The organism is Fibrivirga algicola (assembly GCF_011742925.1).
In the GTDB taxonomy this organism is placed as follows: Bacteria; Bacteroidota; Bacteroidia; order Cytophagales; family Spirosomataceae; genus Fibrella; species Fibrella algicola.
In genome coordinates this window covers 912,787-933,139 of sequence record NZ_WAEL01000001.1, presented here as the reverse complement: position 1 = coordinate 933,139, position 20,353 = coordinate 912,787, and the positions used below count along the sequence as shown (strand labels likewise).

16 protein-coding genes and 1 riboswitch are annotated in these 20,353 nt (G+C 52.9%); of the genes, 8 read left to right on the top strand and 8 right to left on the bottom strand.

All coding sequences use genetic code 11. The annotated features are described in order from the left end of the window. Positions 1-3 precede the first annotated feature (3 nt). The 3 genes from F7231_RS03770 to F7231_RS03760 all read right to left on the bottom strand — a co-directional run bounded on the left by F7231_RS03770 (position 4) and on the right by F7231_RS03760 (position 3,474). A complete protein-coding gene (locus F7231_RS03770; RefSeq protein ID WP_166690930.1) occupies positions 4-444 on the bottom strand; it encodes a DUF3592 domain-containing protein in 441 nt (146 codons plus the stop codon). 17 nt (positions 445-461) lie between these two features. Continuing rightward, complete coding sequence (gene serA, locus F7231_RS03765) at positions 462-2,393, bottom strand: phosphoglycerate dehydrogenase (protein WP_085414622.1); 1,932 nt, start codon at positions 2,391-2,393, stop codon at positions 462-464. A 94-nt stretch (positions 2,394-2,487) separates the two neighbouring features. Continuing rightward, entirely contained in the window at positions 2,488-3,474 is a 987-nt protein-coding gene (locus tag F7231_RS03760; protein ID WP_166690929.1) for a YheT family hydrolase, read from the bottom strand. 427 nt (positions 3,475-3,901) lie between these two features. Between F7231_RS03760 and F7231_RS03755 the strand changes: the two genes are divergently transcribed. The 5 genes from F7231_RS03755 (at position 3,902) to F7231_RS03735 (ending at position 11,002) form a co-directional block, all read left to right on the top strand. Next, on the top strand, positions 3,902-5,494 hold the full coding sequence (locus F7231_RS03755; protein ID WP_166690928.1) for a response regulator: 1,593 nt from the start codon (positions 3,902-3,904) through the stop codon (positions 5,492-5,494). Positions 5,495-5,511: 17 nt separating this feature from the next. Beyond that, positions 5,512-9,117, top strand: a complete 3,606-nt coding sequence (locus tag F7231_RS03750; RefSeq protein WP_166690927.1) for a response regulator — start codon at positions 5,512-5,514, stop codon at positions 9,115-9,117. 96 nt (positions 9,118-9,213) lie between these two features. Beyond that, on the top strand, positions 9,214-9,579 hold the full coding sequence (locus F7231_RS03745; RefSeq protein WP_085414625.1) for a response regulator: 366 nt from the start codon (positions 9,214-9,216) through the stop codon (positions 9,577-9,579). A gap of 8 nt (positions 9,580-9,587) precedes the next feature. Then, positions 9,588-10,397: a CheR family methyltransferase gene (locus F7231_RS03740; RefSeq protein WP_085414626.1), complete on the top strand. Its 810-nt coding sequence runs from the start codon at positions 9,588-9,590 to the stop codon at positions 10,395-10,397. After that, positions 10,379-11,002: a chemotaxis protein CheB gene (locus tag F7231_RS03735; RefSeq protein WP_166690926.1), complete on the top strand. Its 624-nt coding sequence runs from the start codon at positions 10,379-10,381 to the stop codon at positions 11,000-11,002. Before F7231_RS03740 ends, F7231_RS03735 begins: the two co-directional genes overlap by 19 nt. 62 nt (positions 11,003-11,064) lie before the next feature. Here the strand turns inward: F7231_RS03735 and F7231_RS03730 are convergent, their stop codons facing one another. The 3 genes from F7231_RS03730 to F7231_RS03720 all read right to left on the bottom strand — a co-directional run bounded on the left by F7231_RS03730 (position 11,065) and on the right by F7231_RS03720 (position 14,443). Then, complete coding sequence (locus F7231_RS03730) at positions 11,065-12,483, bottom strand: glycoside hydrolase family 30 protein (RefSeq protein ID WP_166690925.1); 1,419 nt, start codon at positions 12,481-12,483, stop codon at positions 11,065-11,067. 226 nt (positions 12,484-12,709) lie between these two features. After that, positions 12,710-13,282 (bottom strand): C40 family peptidase, encoded by a 573-nt coding sequence (locus F7231_RS03725; protein WP_085414629.1) that lies wholly within the window; start codon positions 13,280-13,282, stop codon positions 12,710-12,712. 333 nt (positions 13,283-13,615) lie between these two features. Further along, positions 13,616-14,443 carry a rhomboid family intramembrane serine protease gene (locus F7231_RS03720; RefSeq protein ID WP_166690924.1) on the bottom strand — a complete coding sequence of 276 codons (828 nt, stop codon included), beginning with the start codon at positions 14,441-14,443 and terminating at the stop codon, positions 13,616-13,618. A gap of 192 nt (positions 14,444-14,635) precedes the next feature. Further along, a riboswitch (SAM riboswitch) is annotated at positions 14,636-14,745 on the top strand. A 169-nt stretch (positions 14,746-14,914) separates the two neighbouring features. On the opposite strand from F7231_RS03720, the gene F7231_RS03715 reads away from it, so the two are divergent. Then, entirely contained in the window at positions 14,915-16,231 is a 1,317-nt protein-coding gene (locus F7231_RS03715) for an O-acetylhomoserine aminocarboxypropyltransferase/cysteine synthase family protein (protein WP_085414631.1), read from the top strand. Positions 16,232-16,340: 109 nt separating this feature from the next. Further along, complete coding sequence (locus F7231_RS03710) at positions 16,341-17,348, top strand: homoserine O-acetyltransferase family protein (RefSeq protein ID WP_085414632.1); 1,008 nt, start codon at positions 16,341-16,343, stop codon at positions 17,346-17,348. A gap of 118 nt (positions 17,349-17,466) precedes the next feature. On the opposite strand, the gene F7231_RS03705 is transcribed toward F7231_RS03710, so the two are convergent. Beyond that, positions 17,467-18,171 carry a ClpP family protease gene (locus tag F7231_RS03705; RefSeq protein ID WP_085414633.1) on the bottom strand — a complete coding sequence of 235 codons (705 nt, stop codon included), beginning with the start codon at positions 18,169-18,171 and terminating at the stop codon, positions 17,467-17,469. A gap of 236 nt (positions 18,172-18,407) precedes the next feature. On the opposite strand from F7231_RS03705, the gene F7231_RS03700 reads away from it, so the two are divergent. After that, positions 18,408-18,821 (top strand): helix-turn-helix domain-containing protein, encoded by a 414-nt coding sequence (locus tag F7231_RS03700; protein WP_085414634.1) that lies wholly within the window; start codon positions 18,408-18,410, stop codon positions 18,819-18,821. A gap of 85 nt (positions 18,822-18,906) precedes the next feature. On the opposite strand, the gene tig is transcribed toward F7231_RS03700, so the two are convergent. Then, positions 18,907-20,274, bottom strand: coding sequence for a trigger factor (gene tig / locus F7231_RS03695; RefSeq protein ID WP_166690923.1), 1,368 nt, complete (start codon positions 20,272-20,274; stop codon positions 18,907-18,909). Positions 20,275-20,353: the final 79 nt, after the last annotated feature.

Below are 20,353 nucleotides of genomic sequence, written 5' to 3'. Positions count from 1 at the left end.
AAGTTAGTTGGTGAAATACGACGTTGTCCAGCTGAGGCTATCGGGCAAGTCAAGGTTAAATCTATTGAACGCCCGCACTCCACTCAGTAAGTGAGCGTTTTTGGGATTGTCTTTTTCGTAAATCACCGGCAGACGTACCCCAATCAGTGAATCTCTCTGGTGTTTGGTCAACGAGATCGTTGCATGCCCAACGCAGCTATACACACGATCCTGTGCCCGGTAATCAGCGTAGGAGTTATACCAGCGCCGCTTGCCATTGCTACCACGCTCGAATCGGGTCACGGTACCCGTTGTCAGAGCCGGATTCTGCCTGATTGCCTTACGCTCCTTGTTGCGCAGAAACCCGGCAACCAACGTCGGGATCAGGGCAATCAGAAGAGAGAAAGAGATCAGGGCCATCTTCCAGGTAAACACTATTTTTTGGGGATCGTCTTTCGTTTCCATCGACGTCCGGCCGTTTGCTAGTACAGTAAGCGGAATCGAATCGTATTGTCAATGTCTTTAAGCTCCTGAACAACTTCGTCGGCGTAATCTTTCGAGATGTCGGAGATAACGTACCCGATAGTTTCGTTGGTCTTCAGGTACTGCCCCTGGATGTTAATATGATATTTCGCAAATATGTTATTGATCTTGGCCAGAATGCCAGGTACGTTCGCGTGAATGTGCAACAATCGGTGCGAATCGTGTAGCAATGGTAATTGCAGCTCAGGGAAGTTTACGCTGCCATACGTACTGCCGTTGTTCATGTAGCTGACTAATTTTGCCGGCACAAACTGACCAATGTTAAATTGGGCCTCTTCGGTGCTTCCGCCAACGTGTGGTGTCAGAATGACATTGGGCAATCCACGCAGCTCGTTGACGAACTCTTCGTTGTTCGTTTTCGGCTCGTAGGGGAACACGTCGATTCCAGCCCCCGCTACTTTACCCGACTTGATGGCATCGACCAGCGCCGGAATATCCACGACGTGGCCGCGCGACAGGTTCATGAAAATCACGCCCTGCTTCATCAGTCCGAATTCACGAGCACCAATCAGGTTCTTGTTTTCTTTCCGGCCATCGGTGTGCAGGCTTACCACATCAGAAACGGCCAGCAGGTCGTCGAGGGTCTGGCATTTGCGGGCGTTACCCAGCGCCAGCTTGTCAACACCGTCGTAGAAATACACTTCCATGCCCAGCGCCTCAGCTACCACCGACAGTTGGGTACCGATGTTGCCGTAGCCAACCAAACCAAGTTTTTTACCACGTACCTCGAAGCTGTTTACCGCCGATTTGTCCCAGACACCCGCGTGCATCTTATTGCTCTTCGGCACGATGCCCCGAATCAGCATAATCATCTCGCCAACGGCCAGTTCCACTACTGACCGGGTATTGCTGTAGGGTGCGTTGAACACAGCAACGCCTTTCTCGGTGGCCGCTTCCAGATCGATCTGGTTAGTACCAATACAGAAAGCGCCAATAGTCATCAGCTTGGGTGAATTCTCCAGAACCCGACGGGTCACGTTCGTCTTCGAGCGAATGCCGAGGATATGAACGCCTTGCAACGCTTCGATCAGTTCGTCTTCGTCGAGCGCGCCTTTCCGGATATCGAGGCTGAACCCTTCTTTTTCGAGCAGGCTAACGGCAACGGGGTGCACGTTTTCGAGCAGCAGTACTTTAATGCGGCTCTTGGGGTACGATTGGCTACGACTCAATTTATTATCGAATAAAAATTCGTCCAACGAGGCGGCAATGTGGTCGGCTTTGGCTACCACTTTAGGCCGCGACACGTTTTCGGTGAAGGCATAAAAGCGGTTGGCCAGCCCCGATTCCCGAATCTCGTAGTCGGTATAGCCATCGCCAATGACGTAGACATCACCGTCGAAATTCAGTTCTTTAATCAGCTTCACTTTACCCCGATCCTGCGAGAGTGGATTGTTATCATCACAGCCAACGATCCGGCCGTCCTGGTCAAACTCGAAGGTGTTGGCGTACACGTTCTCCGCCTTGATGCCGAGTGCCGTTACAATGGGTACGATGAACTCTTTGAAGCCGCTCGACACGATAAAGATCTGATCGGCATGGCTGGTCAAAAACGCCTGGTTACGCTGGAACGAGTCAGACACCATCGTCGACAGGCGCTCAACAAGGGCTGGAAGCTGATCGCGGTGCGCATTCAGCAGTTTCAGCCGCATCTGAATCGACTGCGCCAGCGACAGTTCGCCCGACATACCCCGGTCGGTGATCGTTTTAATCTGATCGAGCACATCGTCACGGTCGGGACGGCCAGCCAGTGAGATTTCGCCGAGAATATCCAGCGCCTCTACTTTCGTGAAGGTACTGTCGAAATCGATGACGTAGTACGTCTGATCAGTAGGTGATGTCGTCGATTCGAGCGTTGGCGTTTGAGTAGTCATCTGCAAGAGGAATTAATAAATCAGGTTGTGTACAGCAATCAGTTGTGAATTGGTTGTCAGCGTAAACTGACTCTTGCGATGAAGTGTAACTACGCTAGCTGAGTGGCTGAGTAAGGAACTGAACCACTCGTTCTTCGGCGTAGGTAGGTGCCTGCAGGCCGCTGGCCGACGGGAAGCCACAATGGCCGCCCTGCTCTGGAAACTCCATCCAAACGTGGGTGAGTTCCTTTGCCAACGCCTTCGGAAAGCATTCGGGGGACAAAAATGGGTCATTCTGCGCATTCAGGACCAATGTGGGCACCGTTATTTTCGATAAAAAACGCAGCGAGCTGTTCCGGGTATAGTAATCGGTAACCCCGTCGAAACCGTGTAGAGGGGCCGTAATGAGGTCATCGAACTCCCGCAGCGACCGAATCCGGCGTAGATCGGTGGCCCGAATAGCGGCGGGCAACGTACCTGCTTTCAGCTTCACTTTTTCTTTCAGCGTTTTCTGAAATCGGCGGTTATACACCATACTGTCCCACTGTTCCAGCCGGTCGGCGGTGGTCAATAGGTCCAGCGGCACCGAGATACCCACCGCCCGTTTTATGGCCGGATGAACGGTCGGCCCCTGTTCGCCGAGGTACTTCAGCGTAATGTTACCGCCCGCACTGTAGCCAACCAGATAAATGGTCTGGTAACCCGCTTTAAGTACCTCCTGAACCACCGTGTGCAGATCGCCCGTTTCGCCGATGTGGTAAAACCGCGCCTGCCGGTTCATCTCGCCCGAACACGACCGGTAGTGCCAAGCCAGACAGTCGAACCCGTGCTGATTCAGCAACCGAACTGTGCCCGCCACATACTGCCGGGTGCTGTCGCCCTCCAGACCATGTGAGACAATCACCAGCGGATTTTTCGCCGAACCGGCGGCCTGATCAGCCCTGCTCCAGTCCAAATCCAGAAAATCATCGTCGGCCGTTTCCACCCGCTGCCGAACGTACCTGACGGGTATTTTCCGAAACAGCGACGGTACAACAGTCTGCAAATGCCCACTCCACAGGTAAGCGGGCGGGCGGTACGAAGAAGCTCCAATCAACGGCATACCAACAAAAAAGGCCGCCACGGTTTGCGTAGCGACCTGACAAAGGTACGGCGTTACCAACGTCGACAAACGTATTTGTACCGTTCTGCCAGGTGGGCCACACACTAAATTGACCCACCAAAACCCCGATGCCGGCTCAGGGAACCTGAGTAGTGACCTGCCCTGACCGTAGCTGTACACGGGCGGCACCAGTTGGCCGACTTTAATAAACTGATCGCCAAAGCAATCCTGTCGTGCCGAACGTATCTGTTTCCACAAACAAGGCCTTCCGTATGTAACAGCAACGTACCCAATTCAGAGCTACCTTGCCTGTTCCGGTAGCTATCAGGGATGGCCCGTGTAGTAAACCAGACTGGTAGAGGTTTCTCCCCCACCTTATCTTTACCGTATAATTGCCCACTTTTACGCACTAATCATTAGCCCCTCCATGATTCTTATTGTTGATGACAGGCGAGAAAATATCCTTCCCTTACAGAAGATTCTCGAACTGCATCGCTTCCAGGTCGACACGGCCGAGTCGGGTGAAGAAGCCCTGCGGAAAGTGCTCAATACGGCTTACTCGGTGATTATCCTGGATGTGCAAATGCCCGACATGGACGGCTTTGAAGTAGCCAGTGCCATATCCGGTTTCGGTAAAGCCCGCGACACATCCATTATTTTCCTCTCGGCCGTTAACACTGAAAAGCGATTTATTACCAGGGGTTACACCGCCGGGGGCATCGATTACCTGATCAAACCCGTTGATCCAGATATTCTGGTGCTGAAAGTAAAGACGCTGCAGAAACTCTATGAGCAGCAGCAGGAACTTCGGGCGGCGCAGCAATTACTCCGTGAAGAGGTCGAAGTGCGCAAACAGGCGCAGGCCGCCTTGGCTACCCAGGTCGAAGACCTGCAAAAAGTACTGGCTTCTATTCCACTGATGGCCTTTACGGTCAGACCCGACGGGCAACTCGAGTATGTGAATGCGCACTGGCTGAGTTACGCCACCTCCGACACCACATTTCCTGAGGCGCATCCGCACGATCAGTTCCATGAGCAATGGCAGGCGGCGTTGGCAAGCGGCCACGAGTGTACATGCGAAGTGCGACTACGGGAACGGGCCACCGGCCAGTACCGCTACCACCTGTTGCGGGCGCTGCCCATTCGAAAGCAAGACACGATTGTACGATGGATCGGTACCTTCACCGACATTCATGCCCAGAAACAGGCCACCGAGCGGCTGGAACAGGAAGTTGCGCAACGTACCCACGAACTGGTACTGAACAATGCTGAACTGGAACGGGCCAACCATGAACTCCAGCAGTTTACCTGGGTGGTATCGCACGACCTGAAAGAACCGCTCCGGAAAATTCAGTTTCTAAACGATCTCATCAAGGAGCAGTGCCTGCCCGAAAGCACAGATGTGATTACGTACCTCGATCGGTCGATCCGGGCGTCGGCACGGATGACCAACCTCATCAACGACCTGCTGGCCTATGCCCAGTTGTCGGCACCTGAGCCGTTCCAGCCAACCGACCTGAACGTTCTGGTCAATGACCTGCTGCTCGACTTCGACGAAACCATCAGCCGGAGGCACGCAACGGTGACGATAGAGCCATTGCCGGTTATCGATGCCATCCCCCCTCGCATTCGGCAGGTATTTCAGAACCTGATCGGCAATGCGCTGAAGTTTACCCGGCCAGCTACCCCGCCGGTAGTTAGAATTTACGCCGAACGCGTTACCGACAAAACAATGGATGCCGTTCCAGACCCCACCGGCCCCTACTGCCGGATTGTGGTGGAAGACAATGGCATTGGATTCGACGAGAAATTCTCGAACCGCATTTTTGTACTCTTCCAGCGATTACACGATAAAACCAGCTTCGAGGGGACCGGGATTGGGTTGGCTATTGCCAAAAAGAATATAGACAAACACCACGGGCTAATTGCTGCCAGAAGCCGCGAAGGCGAAGGTGCCCGCTTCATCCTGTTGCTGCCGGTTAGTCAGTCAATCCAGGTTCCTGCCACGCTCACGCTGTAAGTTTTACCCCGCATCCTATGCCGCAACTTTCCAACTCGGTTATACGACAGCTTCAGGTTGTCTTTTCGCTGTCGACGCTCTTGCTGCTGGTCAGCCTGGTGGCGTCGTTCTACAGTATTCAGAAGCTCATCAGCAATTCGAACCTGGTGAACCATACCAATCAGGTACTCATTGAGGCGGAGAATATTATTTCGTACATGAAAGATGCCGAAACCGGGCAGCGGGGCTATTTGCTGACTTTCGACCGGCGCTTCCTGCAACCCTATACGGACAGCTACGGAAAGGTAACGACAAGTTACGACCGGCTTCAGGAGTTAACGGCAGACAGTCCGGATCAGCAAAAAAACCTGACGCAGGTCAAATACTTGTACGAACGGAAGTTCACCTTCATGCGACGGGGCATAGCCCTCTATCAACAGACCCGTATTCGGCAGGATTCGGCAAGCCGGTATGCCGCCATGTCGGCCGGGAAGCAGACGATGGATTCCCTACGGACCGTGATCAGCCGGATTCAGCGATCGGAGAGCACGTTACTACAATCACGGCTTCAACAACAGCAGTTCTACATCACGTACACGCCCATTCTGCTGGTGCTAGCGGCGGTTATTTCCATGCTGATTACCGCCTTCACTTATCGTCGCATCAAAACCGATATGGACACCCGGCTGATTCAGCAACGGGCCGCCGAGCGGGAGTACGCTGAAACTGCCCGGCGCATCAACGTGATGGAAGGCATAACCCGACAGATTGCCGACGGGCAATACGCTGTCAGAAGCAACGACGATAAGGACGATGAACTGGGCCGCATTGCCAAAGCCCTTAATAGCATGGCCCACTCGCTGGAGCAAACGTTCACCGATCTGAAAGACCGAAACTGGCTTCAGACGGGCGTTGTGAAACTGAACGATGCCATCCGGGGCGAAAAAGGGCTCACCAATCTCGGCTCCCGCCTGATCGATGCTATTGTCGGTTACCTGAACGCACCGCTGGGTACCGTTTATTTGTCAGATACCGACGGCGCGTATAAACTAGCCGGCAGCTACGCCGCTACCGATGCGCCCCAAACCGTTACGGCAGGCGTAGGGCTGGTGGGCCAGGCCATTGCCAGCAAAAAAGTACTGACCATCACCGACCTCCCAACCGATTATAGCCGCATCAGCTCCTCTCTGGGGGAAAGCCGCCCTTCGTCAGTTGTGGTCCTGCCACTTTTGTATGACGGCACCTGCGTTGGGGCCGTGGAGGTGGGGATGCTTCGGCAGCCGACGCCCCTGGAAATTAAGTTTCTGGAGCAGAACGGCGAAGCCATGGCGATGGGTGTGAACGCCGCACTCGACTTTGTTCGGTTGCAGAATTTCCTGGAAGAGACCCAGGTTCAGGCCGAAGAGCTCCAGGCACAGCATAGCGAGTTGGAAAACCTGAATTCGGAACTTGAAATACAGGCGCAGAAACTACAGGCTTCGGAGGAAGAACTGCGGGTACAGCAGGAAGAACTCCAGCAAACCAACACAGAATTGGAAGAGCGAGGCCTGCTGCTGGAAGAACGAAACAGCGAGATCCAGAAAAAGGCGGATGAACTCGAATTGGCCACCCGCTACAAATCGGAATTTCTGGCCAATATGTCGCATGAGCTACGAACACCGCTCAACTCCATCCTGTTGCTGAGCCGACTGCTGGCCGAAAATAACGAGACCAACCTCAACGATGATCAGGTCGAATACGCCAAAGTCATTCAGTCGTCGGGGAATGGACTGCTGGGGCTCATCGACGAAATTCTGGATCTATCAAAAATAGAGGCCGGTCAGATGACCCTCGATTACCAGACTGTTAACCTAACCGACATCAGCGATGAGCTGCAGGCCCTGTTTGGGTTGATGGCCAAAGAGAAGGGATTAGATTTTTCGATCATCATTGAGCCAGACGTACCTGCCGCCATCGAGACCGACCGGATGCGCCTGGGACAGATTCTGAAAAACCTGCTCTCAAACGCGCTTAAGTTTACAGCTAAGGGACGTGTACGCCTCACCATCCAGCGCCAGTCGCCCGGAGCCAATACGCTCTCGTTTGCCGTATCCGATACGGGCATTGGGATTCCTGTGGAGAAACAGCCCCTGGTTTTTGAAGCGTTTCAACAGGCCGACGGCTCCACCAAACGCAAATATGGCGGTACCGGGCTCGGCTTATCCATCAGTCGTGAGCTGGCCAAACTGCTGGGCGGCGAGATTACGCTGACCAGTAAAGTGGACGAAGGCAGCACATTTACGGTCAGTCTGCCCCTGGCAGGATCAGCGCAAACAGCACCAATCGCCGAAAAACCCGCTCCTACGCCGGTGACGCAGCCGTTGGCCCCGGTCATGGCAGCGCAAGTTCAGGAAAACGGTAAACGGTACATCAGCCCACGAATTCCCGACAACGTACCCGACGACCGGGAGGCCATCACCGACACCGACAAGGTTATCCTGATCGTAGAAGACGACGTTCATTTCGCCAAATCCCTGCTCGACTACGCCCGTCAGAAGGGCTATAAAGGGGTAGTAGCCGTACGCGGCGACGAAGGGCTGATACTGGCCGCCCGTTTCCGGCCGATCGGTATTCTGCTGGATATTCAACTCCCGGTCATGAGCGGCTGGGAGGTGATGGATGCCCTGAAAGCCAATCCGCAAACCCGGCCGATCCCGGTGCATATCATGTCGTCGCACAAGCTGAAGAATGAGAGCCGGCTGAAGGGCGCGATTGATTTTGTCGATAAGCCGATGGCTTTCGAACAGATGCAGACCATTTTCAAAAAGCTGGAAGACGTACTTGCCCGCGACCCTAAAAAGGTGCTGATCATTGAGGATAACCCCCGGCATGCCAAGGCACTGGCGTATTTCCTGGAAACATACAGTATCAGCTCGGAACTAAAGAGTAACATTAACGAGGGAATCGACGCGTTACAAGGCAATACGGTCGACTGCGTAATTCTTGACATGGGCATTCCTGATCAGAAAGCCTATGAAACGCTGGAGGAAGCCCGGAAAAATCCCGGCCTCGAAAACCTGCCGATCATCATTTTCACAGGCAAGAGCCTCTCGATGGCCGAAGAACTCAAGATCAAGAAATATGCGGATTCAATCATTGTCAAAACGGCCCACTCTTACCAGCGTATGCTCGATGAGGTGTCGCTGTTCCTGCACTTGGTAGAAAGCAACACTTCGGGATCAGGCAATGGAACCACCAAAAAGCTGGGTGCCCTCAATCAGGTGCTGACCGGGAAAACGGTGCTGGTTGCCGACGACGATGTGCGGAACATCTTCTCGCTCTCGAAAGCGCTTGAACAGTACAACATGACCGTGATACCCGCGCTGGACGGTAAAGAGGCTCTGCAAAAGCTGAGTGAAAATCCGGCGATCGATCTGGTTTTGCTGGATATGATGATGCCCCAGCTCGACGGCTACGAAACGGCCCGCCACATTCGGGAACAGTACCAGTGGAAAAACCTGCCCATCATTGCTGTAACGGCCAAAGCCATGACCGGCGATCGGGAAAAGTGCCTTCAGGCCGGCGCGTCGGACTACATCACCAAACCCGTCGACATTGACCAACTGGTGTCGTTGCTGCGCGTCTGGTTATACGACCGGGGGTAGGTACGTTCTGTCGCCGAAGCTCCAGCTTCGGTAGGGTAAGGTTGCCAATTACCACCGAAGCTGGAGCTCCGGTACTACAGCTCAGCCTTAAACAGTATGTCAAAAAAACGAGTCTTAGTGATCGACGATGATCCCCGCAACATTTTTGCGCTGAAAGCCACGCTGAAAGCAAAGGGATTTGATTGCCTGTCGTGCCTGAGTGCGCAGGAGGCACTCGCTATTCTTCAAACAGACGAGGTCATCGACGCTATTCTGATTGATATGATGATGCCCGATATGGATGGCTACGAAGCTATTCCACACATCAAGAAGATTCCCGGTCGGCAGGGTACGCCCATCTTTGCCGTGACGGCTCAGGCTATGGTTGGTGACCGGGAGAAATGCCTCCTGGCCGGAGCGACAGAGTACGTTGCCAAACCCATTGACGTAGACCGGCTGATGGGCTTATTGGCCAGTAGTTAACAGAGTGTATGATTGAGGAAGAAGAGGTTACGTTGCTGCTGAATGATATTGTGGAACTGTACGGCTATGATTTCACCAATTATAGCCGGGCGTCGCTCAAACGCCGCATTAACCGGCTGTGGCTGGTCGATAAGTTTCCAAGCTTCGCCGAACTGCGATATCGGGTCCGTTCAGACGCGGCCTACCTAAAGCGGTTTGTGGAAGAGCTGACGGTAAACGTAACCGAGATGTTCCGCGACCCTTCATTTTACCATGTTCTGCGCAACGACGTACTCCCCACGCTGGCCGCCAAACCCTTTATCCGCATCTGGCACGCGGGCTGCTCAACCGGCGAAGAAGTGTATTCGATGGCTATCTTGCTGCGGGAAGTAGGGCTACTGGCTAAATCGCTACTGTATGCCACCGACTTGAACCCGGACGTACTCGATGTAGCCCGCCGGGGTATTTTCCCCCTGGCTCCCATGAAGCAGTACTCCGGGAATTACCAGCTTTCGGGCGGCACCCGGGATTTCTCGCAGTACTACACCGCGCAGTACGACCACGTCAAGTTCATCGATGAGTTGGGTACCCGCATGGTTTTCTCGACCCATAATCTGGTGTCGGATCATTCGTTCAATGAATTCGATTTGATCGTGTGTCGCAACGTGCTGATTTACTTCAATAAGGACCTTCAGGAACGGGTGCTGCGGTTGTTCGACGACAGCCTGGGGCCACTTAGCTACCTTGCCCTGGGTTCTCGGGAAACGTTGAAACTCTCTGGCATTCAGACGAATTACAAACAGGTGACGACCGAAAAAATATGGCGCAAAATCGGCTGATGGACACGATGCCCAGATCAGACTATGCAGTTGTTGTTATTGGCGGGTCAACCGGAAGCCTCGATGTATTACTTCCCGTTTTAGCCGCCATCCAGCCGCCGTTGACGGTCGCCCTGATCGTGGTGGTTCACCGGAAAAACACGTCAAGCTCCGGACTAGCCGATCTGCTGAGTTTGAAAACCAGTGTACCTGTTCATGAAGTTGACGATAAAGACGAGTTGAAACCCGGTAACATCTACCTGGCCCCCGCCGACTATCACCTCCTTGTTGAACGCAACGGCACGTTTTCGCTCGATGATTCCGAAAAGGTGCACTACAGCCGACCAGCGATCGATGTTACCTTCGAATCAGCAGCCGATGTGTATGGGGCTGCGGCTGTCGGTATTCTCCTATCAGGAGCCAACGCCGACGGAACCCGGGGTCTAAATGCAATTAAACAGGCGGGGGGGCTCACCGCTGCCCAACTGCCAGAGACAGCCCTGGCAGCCTTCATGCCACAGCAGGCTATAGCCAACGTTGCTGTTGACCGAGTTTTAGACGTACCTGGATTAGTGCAGTTTTTGAACGAGCTCAATGCGGGTCGACGTATTGAGAGGCCACTCTAGCGCCTTTATCAAGCTCATCTCATACCAGTAGAGGAAGACATAATGGAGCAGTACACCTCTTCCTACCAGACATACGTCCCCACGCCCCCTTCCGGCAGCGTAGTGCTAATGACCTTCCCGTTGTAGCGAATGTTGACAGATTGTTGTGCTTTGCTGCTGTTCAGCACAATGAGCACAACACCACCAGTCGGCGTTTTAAATGCCACGTTCGGCAACGTCTCGTGCGTGTTTGTCGCAATGCGGACAGAGCCCGGGCGCACGAACTTAGAGGCCGATGCAATGACGTAATAAGCAGGGTTGCGCGTCACCGTGTTCCCATCCAGCGTAATCGCCCCAAGGCACTGCGTACAGCCGCCCTCCGTATGGGGCTCCTGTTTCGGGTTGGCGGCCAGGTTCCATTCCAGCACCGTTCGGCTCCAATTGCGGGTAGCACCAACAATCAGATTAGCTACGTGCCAGCCCAGATCACCTTTCAGATTACCAGGCGCACCGATCCATTGCTCGGTGAAATACAGGTTTTTGTCGGGATGGGCATCATGCACGGTACTCAACGCCGAAACAGGCCCTCCGTACAAGTGAAATGCCGACCCATCGACGTAAGGCTTAACCGCCGGGTCATCGAGAATGGAAATTGGGTAGTCGGGGCGATCGGCATTGTGGTCATAGAGGATAATTTTCGTGGTTATACCCGCCCGCTTAAAAGCAGGACCCAAGCTTTTTTTGATAAAGGTGGCCTGTTCCTGCGGCAACATCAACAAGCTGGGGTTATTGCCCGGATGCAACGGTTCGTTCTGAATGGTAATGGCATCGATTGGAATGCCTTCCGTTTTCATCGCCTGAATGTACCTGACAAAATACTGCGCGTACACATCGTAATACTCGGGCTTTAAACTCCCCCCTTTCGACGCCTGGTTGGTCTTCATCCAGACCGGCGGTGACCAGGGCGAACCCAGTAGCTTGATAGCCGGGTTAATGGCCAGAATTTGCTTTAGAACGGGAATCAAATGCACCCGATCGGGTGCCAATGAAAACTTCGCCAGCGTGGGGTCCGTCTCTCCGGCGGGCAAGTCATCATATGAAAAGACACGATCATCCAGATCAGACGCGCCGATACTGACGCGGAGATAGTTTACGCCAATGCTGTTTCCTGTGGTTGCAACTAATTCCTGAAGCAATGCAGCACGGGCCGACGCGCTCATTCGGTTGATGAGCATGGCACTACCACCCGTGAGCGTATACCCAAATCCATCGATGGACTGAAACTTCTGCCTTTCGTTAACCTCAATCACCGGCCCCTCCCCTGCTTTACTGCCAAACGGTAACGTACCTGGCTGTTTGGCAAAGAGCGCCGACCCGTCGGGATTGGTTAACCACAACTGCGCTTTCCGGACAGACCGCTGGCCAAACACCTGGCTATTGCCGGCAATAGCCAGAAAGAGAACAACAAACGCAATACGAATAACTGGCTGGCAACGGAACATCGGGTATAACAAGGGAAGTGACCTACAGGCAGGAAAGTAGCTTATGGGAGGTGTCTACCGGGATGAGGCCGCGTTTCACATCGGCGACTCTACCCCTTTAAGCCCATTCCGCCCACAAGTTATTCGAGACAAGCCATTATGGATCAGACAGCGAACACAATTGGTAAGCCACAAAAAAAGGTCGTTACCGCTATGGCAACGACCCAACAAGAATACGGTAGGCAAGCTACTTTTCGGCTACTAACCGGGCCACCCGTCGAATACCCATGAAGCGATTACGGTAGTAATCGGCATTCAGATAATCGAAGCGGATACCGCCGCCCCAGGCCGAATGGATGAATTTTATCTGATTTCCTACTACTTCAGTGATCATGCCGACGTGACCAATGTGGCTTCCGCCTGATGAGTGGCCTTTGAAAAAGATCAAATCGCCGGGCTTTGCAAATTCACGCTCTACTTTCAGGCCAACATTTCCCTGGGCGGCACTTGAGTGGGGTAGATCGATACCGAATTTACTGAAACAAAACCGGGTGAAACCCGAACAATCAAATCCCTTTGGAGTGGTGCCACCCGAGCGGTAGCGAATAGATAGATGCTTTTTAGCAAACCCGATTACATCATTGACAATAGGTATGTCGCTGTAAAATGAAGCAGATTCAGAGGAGGTTGACGACGCTTTGTCAGCGGAAACAACCGGCTTCATGTCAACCGTTACCATTGCCAGGTCGGCGTTGGTCTGGGCTTGAGTGATGCCAAACGAGACAGCGAAACACGCTGTCAGGAGCACTTTCTTCAGCATAAACGGACGGGTTAAGTCGTAGTTACAGAAGCTAAACTAGGGTCATCGGGCCATACGACCAAACAAATGACTGTTTTTTATGCTGATTACCTTCCACACTTCTGTGGAATTATTACCACAACTACACTTAACCTACTGGCTACTAGACTATCGCCTCCCGTATTAAAATTCAGTGTAATGACTACTCAATGTGCTCACTTATACACACCAGCAGGACAGTTGTAGCCTGTCATGTAAGCAATACGAAATAGCTACTGACACGTGAGGTACGCCAATTAGCGCTTCACCGCAGAAACTAACTGAGCCTTGTCAGGCGAAGCCGTTGTAACGTACCTAGCGCCCTTCCAGCACGTTCCGCTCCTGCTCCGTGAGACTACCCACGCCCCGTTCGTTGATCTTATCGAGGATGCGGTCAATTTCCTGCTGCCGCTGAAACTTCGCGGCATTATAGCGCTCGTCTTTCGTTTCGTGCTGGGAAATTGTCAACGAGAGCCCACTGAGGTAGAGCCATTCAGGGCGGTTGATCAGGAAGAGCAAAAACACGATGGTTGGCAATGTCAGTAGTAGAGCAATCGGCCAGTTAAACTGAAGCACCAGCGGCTCCAGCGCACACATCGCCAATACGCCCGTTACAGCGCCCCCCAAATGGGCTTCATGACCGATATTATCGTTTCGCGATTTGATGCCGTAAATCGAGTACAGGGTATAAACCAGTCCGAACAGCCAGGCCGGTACCCGAAACGGCAAAAACAACGGGCTGATCGAGATGCCCGGAAACAGGAGAATGACCGCGAAAATTACCCCTGCAATGGCACCTGACGCCCCCACCGCCCGGTATGCCAGGTTATTCCGGTTAATGAACAGGGCCAGCAAATTACCGCCGAGCAAACTGGCAAAATAGATCAGCAACACATGCCACGGCCCCGTTACCTGTTCCAGCGTACCGGCAAACGACATGAGCGCGTACATATTGAAAAGCAGGTGTATCCAGTCAGCATGCACAAACCCCGACATAATCAGGCGGCTGTACTCTTTATGGATCAGAATGCCCTCAACGGAGAAGGTGTACCGGGCCTGCAACGATTCTCGCCGAAAGGCGTAGAAAGTGATCAGGCTGGTTAAAACAACAAGCAGAAGGCCAATGCTGCCGGAAGAAGCCATAAGTAAGATAGATGGTCAGTTAAACGATATATACTATAAAAACAGCGCAACCAGCAAGTAAATTCATTACCACAGGCATATCAGATCCAGCCGGTTGTACACCAGAAACGTTGCGCAACCGGCCGTTAGGCCGTATACTTGCACCATCAAGTCAATACGGTGCTGCCCGCCAGGGATAACCAGACACCCGTTGATTTATACAGATGAGGGGAGAGACCAGGCTCTGCGAACCTCAGGCAACCTACCAAATGGCAAGGTGCTACGTCCTGCCCGCAACAAGGTGTTCGTGGGGCATATAAACCAAACTGACTAAATGCGCTATCCAAGCTTTCGACGCTATATGCCCTAACGGGCAGTAATGGGCTCCCTACCAGGCTAATTCGGCGCTGGCCCGTCTCCTTTTTATTCCTTACTCAAAGCCTCTGGCACCTTAGCACTCAGCCCTTACCAGGCTGCCACTACTCATTATCTATGGCTAATCAACCCCAATTCGAGACCCTCCAACTCCATGCCGGGCAGGAGATCGACGCAGTGACCCACTCGCGGGCAGTACCCCTGTACCAAACTACAGCCTACCAGTTTACCGACTCGGCACAAGGCGCGCGGCTGTTTGCACTTCAGGAATTTGGCAACATCTACACCCGCCTGATGAACCCAACCACCGACGTGTTCGAGAAGCGCGTGGCGGCACTGGAAGGTGGTGTAGCCGCACTGGCTACGGCGTCGGGTCACTCGGCGCAGTTCCTGGCGATCAACAACATTACTACCGTTGGCGATAACTTTGTCACTACATCATTCCTCTACGGTGGCTCCTACAACCAGTTTAAGAATTCGTTCCGCAACATTGGCGTAGAGGCCCGCTTCGCCGACGGCGACAACCCGGCTAGTTTTGAACCACTGATCGACGACAGAACGAAAGCGATCTACCTTGAAACCATCGGAAATCCCAGCTTCAGCATTCCCGATTTCGAGGCGTTCGTAGCGCTGGCCAACAAGTACGACTTACCCCTGATCGTCGATAACACGTTTGGTGCGGGCGGCGCAATCTGTGCGCCCTTGAAGCATGGCGCCCACGTGCTGGTTGAATCAGCTACGAAATGGATTGGCGGTCACGGCACCACCATGGGCGGCGTCATCGTCGACGCAGGTACGTTCAATTGGGGGAACGGCAAGTACCCACAGTTTACTGAGCCTTCGCCAAGTTACCACGGTTTGGTAATGAACGACGTATTTGGCATCGGCGGCCCATTCGGCAACATTCAGTTCATCATCCGTGCCCGCGTGGAAGGCCTTCGTGATTGGGGACCATCGCAAAGCCCATTCAATAGCTGGATGCTGCTGCAGGGCCTCGAAACGCTATCGCTCCGGGTTGAACGTACCTGCGAAAATGCGCTGGCGCTAGCTCAATGGCTGGAGCAGCACCCGCTGGTCGAGTACGTGAACTACCCCGGTCTGGCCAGCAGCAAGTACAACACACTGGCCAAGAAATACCTGACACGCGGTGCGGGCGGGGTGTTGGCGTTTAAACTGAAAGCAGGCCGCGAAGCGGGTGATACGGTTGTGAACTCCCTTCAACTGGTGAGCCACCTGGCTAACGTAGGCGACGCCAAAACGCTGATCATTCACCCGGCCAGCACTACCCACTCGCAACTTTCGACCGACGACCAGACTGCTGCCGGCGTTGCACCGGGTGTACTGCGGGTATCGCTGGGTATTGAACATATTGACGACATCAAAGCTGACTTCGAACAGGCATTCGCCAAGATTGAACAGGCCGTTCTTAATTAGTTTGCTGTTTGTGGTTTGCCGTTGCGCTGCCTGCGTAATAAGCTCCTTTAGGGGTTTGGGGTAGCGGCGCAACGGCAAACTACAAACAGCAAACCTTTTCTTTTTCCCCTTGCATTACTTCGACTATAAGTTTTCCTACTCCCTTGAATTGGGGGAAGAATTGCCGGGTTTCAAACTGGCTTACACCACGCGCGGTACAATCAATGAAGACGGCAGCAACGTCATCTGGATCTGCCATGCCCTTACCGGCAACGCCGATCCGGGCGAGTGGTGGAGCGGTATTGTGGGGCCTGGTAAATACTACGATCCTGCTCAGTATTTTATCATCTGCGCCAATGTGCTGGGTGGTTGTTATGGCTCTACCGGCCCACTCTCGATTAATCCGGCAACAGGTGAACCCTATTGCCATAGTTTTCCCATCGTCACAATTCGTGATATGGTGGGCGCGCTGGACTTGCTCCGACAGGAACTGGGAATTGAGCAGATTCACACCTGTGTGGGTGGGTCTGTGGGTGGGCAGCAAGCCGTCGAATGGGCTATCATGCAGCCCAAACTGATCAAAAACCTGATTCTGATCGCGACCAATGCGGTTTTCTCGCCCTGGGGTATTGCTTTTAACGAATCGCAGCGGATGGCCCTCGAAGCCGACCCAACCTGGGCCGACAACGTACCTGAGGCCGGGCAGCGCGGCCTGAAAGCGGCCCGCTCCATTGCACTTCTCTCCTACCGAAACTACGAAACCTATGCTTTTACGCAGGCACTCGACAACAACGAACAAACGGATCAGTACAAGGCCGCCGGGTATCAGCAGTACCAGGGCGAAAAGCTGGTGAATCGATTTAATGCGTTCACTTACTGGCTCTTTACCAAGGCCATGGATTCGCACAACGTTGGCCGGAACCGGGGCAGTATACCCAACGCACTGGGGCTCATTGAAGCCAAAACGCTGGTGGTGGGCATCCACTCCGACGTGTTGTTTCCGCCTTCAGAGCAGCAGTTTCTGGCCCGCCACATACCAAACGCAGTTTACGAAGAGATCAACTCTCTTTACGGTCACGACGGTTTCCTGATCGAATTCAAACCCCTGGCTCAGATCATCCGGAAGTGGCAGGAGTAAGTTCAAAAGCTTTAAGGTTCATGTTTTAAGTGCCAAGGGCTTCGCCAACATACCGATTTGGTAGCTAGCGAAGCCCTTGACACTTAAAACCTGAACCTCGAGACTTCAGACTTTAACCCTATTTCTCGCCGATTGTCCGCTCGCGACGGAGCACTTCGTCGATCAGGCCATATTCTTTAGCTTCTTCAGCACGCAACCACTTGTCACGGTCAGAGTCACGTTCGATTTCTTCAAACGTTTTGCCTGAGTGCTCGGCCAGAATCTGGTACAGTTCTTCACGTAGTTTCACGATCTCACGAGCGGTGATCTCGATATCAACCGACTGCCCTTGTGCACCACCCGACGGCTGGTGAATCATAACGCGGGCGTGTGGAAGCGCAGACCGCTTACCAGCAGCTCCACCAGCCAGCAATACCGCACCCATTGAGGCAGCAAGGCTGGTGCAGACTGTAGCTACGTCAGGCCGAACGTACTGCATCGTATCATAAATACCCAAACCGGCATACACCGAGCCACCTGGGCTGTTGATGTACATCAGAATGTCCTTCTTTGGGTCGGCAGACTCTAGGAAAAGCAACTGGGCCACAATGATGTTGGCGATATTATCATCAACCCCCATTCCCATAAAAATAATCCGGTCGGCCATCAGGCGCGAAAACACGTCTACCTCCCGGAAATTCATTGGCCGCTCTTCAATAACCGACCGCGTCATGTTCTCAACGTGGTGGTTGTTAACGGTGTGTCTAACATACCCGTCGACCGTCAGGCCATTGAGGCCCATATGGTGGACGGCAAACTTGCGAAATTCGTCTCCGTAATGCATGTGTGTGATTTAGAAAGTTCGTGGTTTGTGGTGCGTGGGTTGCTGTTGCTCCGCTACTTCACAGAATCGTCAATTTAGCAGCGCAACGACAACCTACAGACCATAAACCACAAACCAATTTTAATTTTAACGAACGAGTCAGACGGTAAGTTTCAAAACTTATCCGACACAAAGTTGCGTTGTAGAGACAAGAATCCCTGTCGTTTTTTCTTGAGATTTCCTCGCTATTCCTTGTTATGAAGCTTTTGAACGCCTCTCAGCCCACATCTGAACGCATTCGGTTGATCCGTTTACAGCGGGGCCTTTCGCAGGAAAATATGGCCGACCTGCTGGGTCTGTCAACAACGGCCTACGGCGATATCGAACGGGGTAAGACCGAACTGACGCTGAGTCGATTGACTCAGATCGCTGATGTCCTGCACACCTCGGTTGTTGACCTGATTACCGATGAACCCGCTGCGATTGAACCAACGATTATTGCGCCCAATGAGTTGGAAAGACTGCGCAACACCGTTGAAAAACAGCAGCTTGAAGTAGAAAAGCTCCGGCTCGAAGTAGACTTTCATAAGCGCCGCTACGACGAACGAATAGCCCTTGAACTAGCCTGGGCCATCGGTCAAAAGCAGGAACGCGCCAAGATCGGATTTTAGGGAATGGCCCTAACTCGCTAACTAAATACCTAAAAAAAGGCGCTGCGAATGATCGCAGCGCCTTTTTACTATAAGTCACACCAGACTACGCTTGCTGGCGCTGAGCGCGCTCACGGAACTCGTCAAGTGATACCGTCTGATCAACAACTGTCAGTTGCGATTTAATGAACTCAATTACTTTGTCATCAAATACCCGGTTGAACGTCTGGGTATAGTTCTGACCGTTGTTTTTTTCGTCCATCAGATAATTTTTAGCGATTTTCTCGATGGTCTCGTCCATTTCGCCGCCATCACTACCTGCAAAACCGAACTGGTCACGCACCATCTGACGCGTAGCACCCATCACTTCTTCGAATGATACGTTGATATCATTCTTCTCAGCAACCCGGTTTTTGATCAACTGCAATTTGGCCGACTTCGTGAAGTCAGGATACTGCTCTTCGATTTGCTCAGCTGTGAATTTGCCTTCGTTCATCTCCAGCAACCACTTTTTCAGGAACTCATCGGGCAGGCTGATCAGGATATTGTCAAGCAGTGCCTGCTCAATATCATTACGCAGCAGGTTTTCTGACTCACGGCCATAATTCTGGCCAATGATTTCTTTTACCTTGGCGCGGAACGTCTCTTCGTCTGACACAGCACCAACACCCAACACCTTGTCAAAGAACTCCTGGTTCAGTTCGGCCGGGGCGTGGCGGGTTACATCCTCAATTGTGAATGAGAATTCGCCGGTCAGGTTTCCTGCGTCTTCTTTCTTGGCACCAGTTGCCAATGCGCGCTCCTTTTCATCGGGGAAAGCCGCTTCCATCACAAACGTGACGGTTTCGCCTTTCTTTTTGCCAAGGAACGTACCTAGCGCATCGGGAGCTACTTTAGCCAGGGGAAGCGCCGTTTTCGTTACAAATGCCTCAGCACCTTCAGGGGCGTTGAGCTGCTTCAGTTCGCCAAAGATCGTATCACCCTCAGCCGCCTCTTCAGCGTGCTGATGCGAGTTGAACTGCGTGCGCAGGTTTTCGATGGTCTCGTTAACCTCTTTCTCACCCGCTTCGATCTCGTACCGGTTAACCGAACCAAGCGCGCTCATGTCTACGTCAAAATCGGAAGCCAGACCCAGTTCGTAGCTAAACTTGAACTCGTTCTGCGAATCCCAGTCGATAGCATCGGCTTCTTCGCGGTTCGGCATTGGGTCGCCAACAACCTGAAGTTTGTTTTCGCGGATGTAGTTGGTTACGCTTTTGCTCAACAGGCCATTTACCTCTTCAACCAGAATGCCTTTGCCGTACATTTTCTGCACCACCGCTGCAGGTACGTGACCAGGGCGGAAGCCTTTCAGTGATACCTGCTTGCCATACTGCTTCAGCTTCTTATCAACTTCAGCTTTATAATCTTCGGGTTTGAGGGTAATTATCAGCGACGCATTGGTGTCACTGGCTTTTTCAAGGGCTATATCCACGAGTTCGATTCGGTTTAAAATGATAAAGAGCGAAAGAGGTAAAAAGGCAAAGAGAGATCATAACTGGCTCGCTCTTTCA

What these genes read in the sequence shown, in the direction of transcription:
- F7231_RS03760 (WP_166690929.1), bottom strand. Translation starts at nt 3,474, where the DNA reads ATGCCGTTGATTGGAGCTTCTTCGTACCGCCCGCCCGCTTACCTGTGG.
- F7231_RS03755 (WP_166690928.1), top strand. Translation starts at nt 3,902, where the DNA reads ATGATTCTTATTGTTGATGACAGGCGAGAAAATATCCTTCCCTTACAG.
- F7231_RS03745 (WP_085414625.1), top strand. Translation starts at nt 9,214, where the DNA reads ATGTCAAAAAAACGAGTCTTAGTGATCGACGATGATCCCCGCAACATT.
- F7231_RS03730 (WP_166690925.1), bottom strand. Translation starts at nt 12,483, where the DNA reads ATGTTCCGTTGCCAGCCAGTTATTCGTATTGCGTTTGTTGTTCTCTTT.
- F7231_RS03725 (WP_085414629.1), bottom strand. Translation starts at nt 13,282, where the DNA reads ATGCTGAAGAAAGTGCTCCTGACAGCGTGTTTCGCTGTCTCGTTTGGC.
- F7231_RS03700 (WP_085414634.1), top strand. Translation starts at nt 18,408, where the DNA reads ATGAAGCTTTTGAACGCCTCTCAGCCCACATCTGAACGCATTCGGTTG.
- F7231_RS03750 (WP_166690927.1), top strand. Translation starts at nt 5,512, where the DNA reads ATGCCGCAACTTTCCAACTCGGTTATACGACAGCTTCAGGTTGTCTTT.
- F7231_RS03705 (WP_085414633.1), bottom strand. Translation starts at nt 18,171, where the DNA reads ATGCATTACGGAGACGAATTTCGCAAGTTTGCCGTCCACCATATGGGC.
- serA (WP_085414622.1), bottom strand. Translation starts at nt 2,393, where the DNA reads ATGACTACTCAAACGCCAACGCTCGAATCGACGACATCACCTACTGAT.
- F7231_RS03740 (WP_085414626.1), top strand. Translation starts at nt 9,588, where the DNA reads ATGATTGAGGAAGAAGAGGTTACGTTGCTGCTGAATGATATTGTGGAA.
- F7231_RS03735 (WP_166690926.1), top strand. Translation starts at nt 10,379, where the DNA reads ATGGCGCAAAATCGGCTGATGGACACGATGCCCAGATCAGACTATGCA.
- F7231_RS03770 (WP_166690930.1), bottom strand. Translation starts at nt 444, where the DNA reads ATGGAAACGAAAGACGATCCCCAAAAAATAGTGTTTACCTGGAAGATG.
- F7231_RS03720 (WP_166690924.1), bottom strand. Translation starts at nt 14,443, where the DNA reads ATGGCTTCTTCCGGCAGCATTGGCCTTCTGCTTGTTGTTTTAACCAGC.
- F7231_RS03715 (WP_085414631.1), top strand. Translation starts at nt 14,915, where the DNA reads ATGGCTAATCAACCCCAATTCGAGACCCTCCAACTCCATGCCGGGCAG.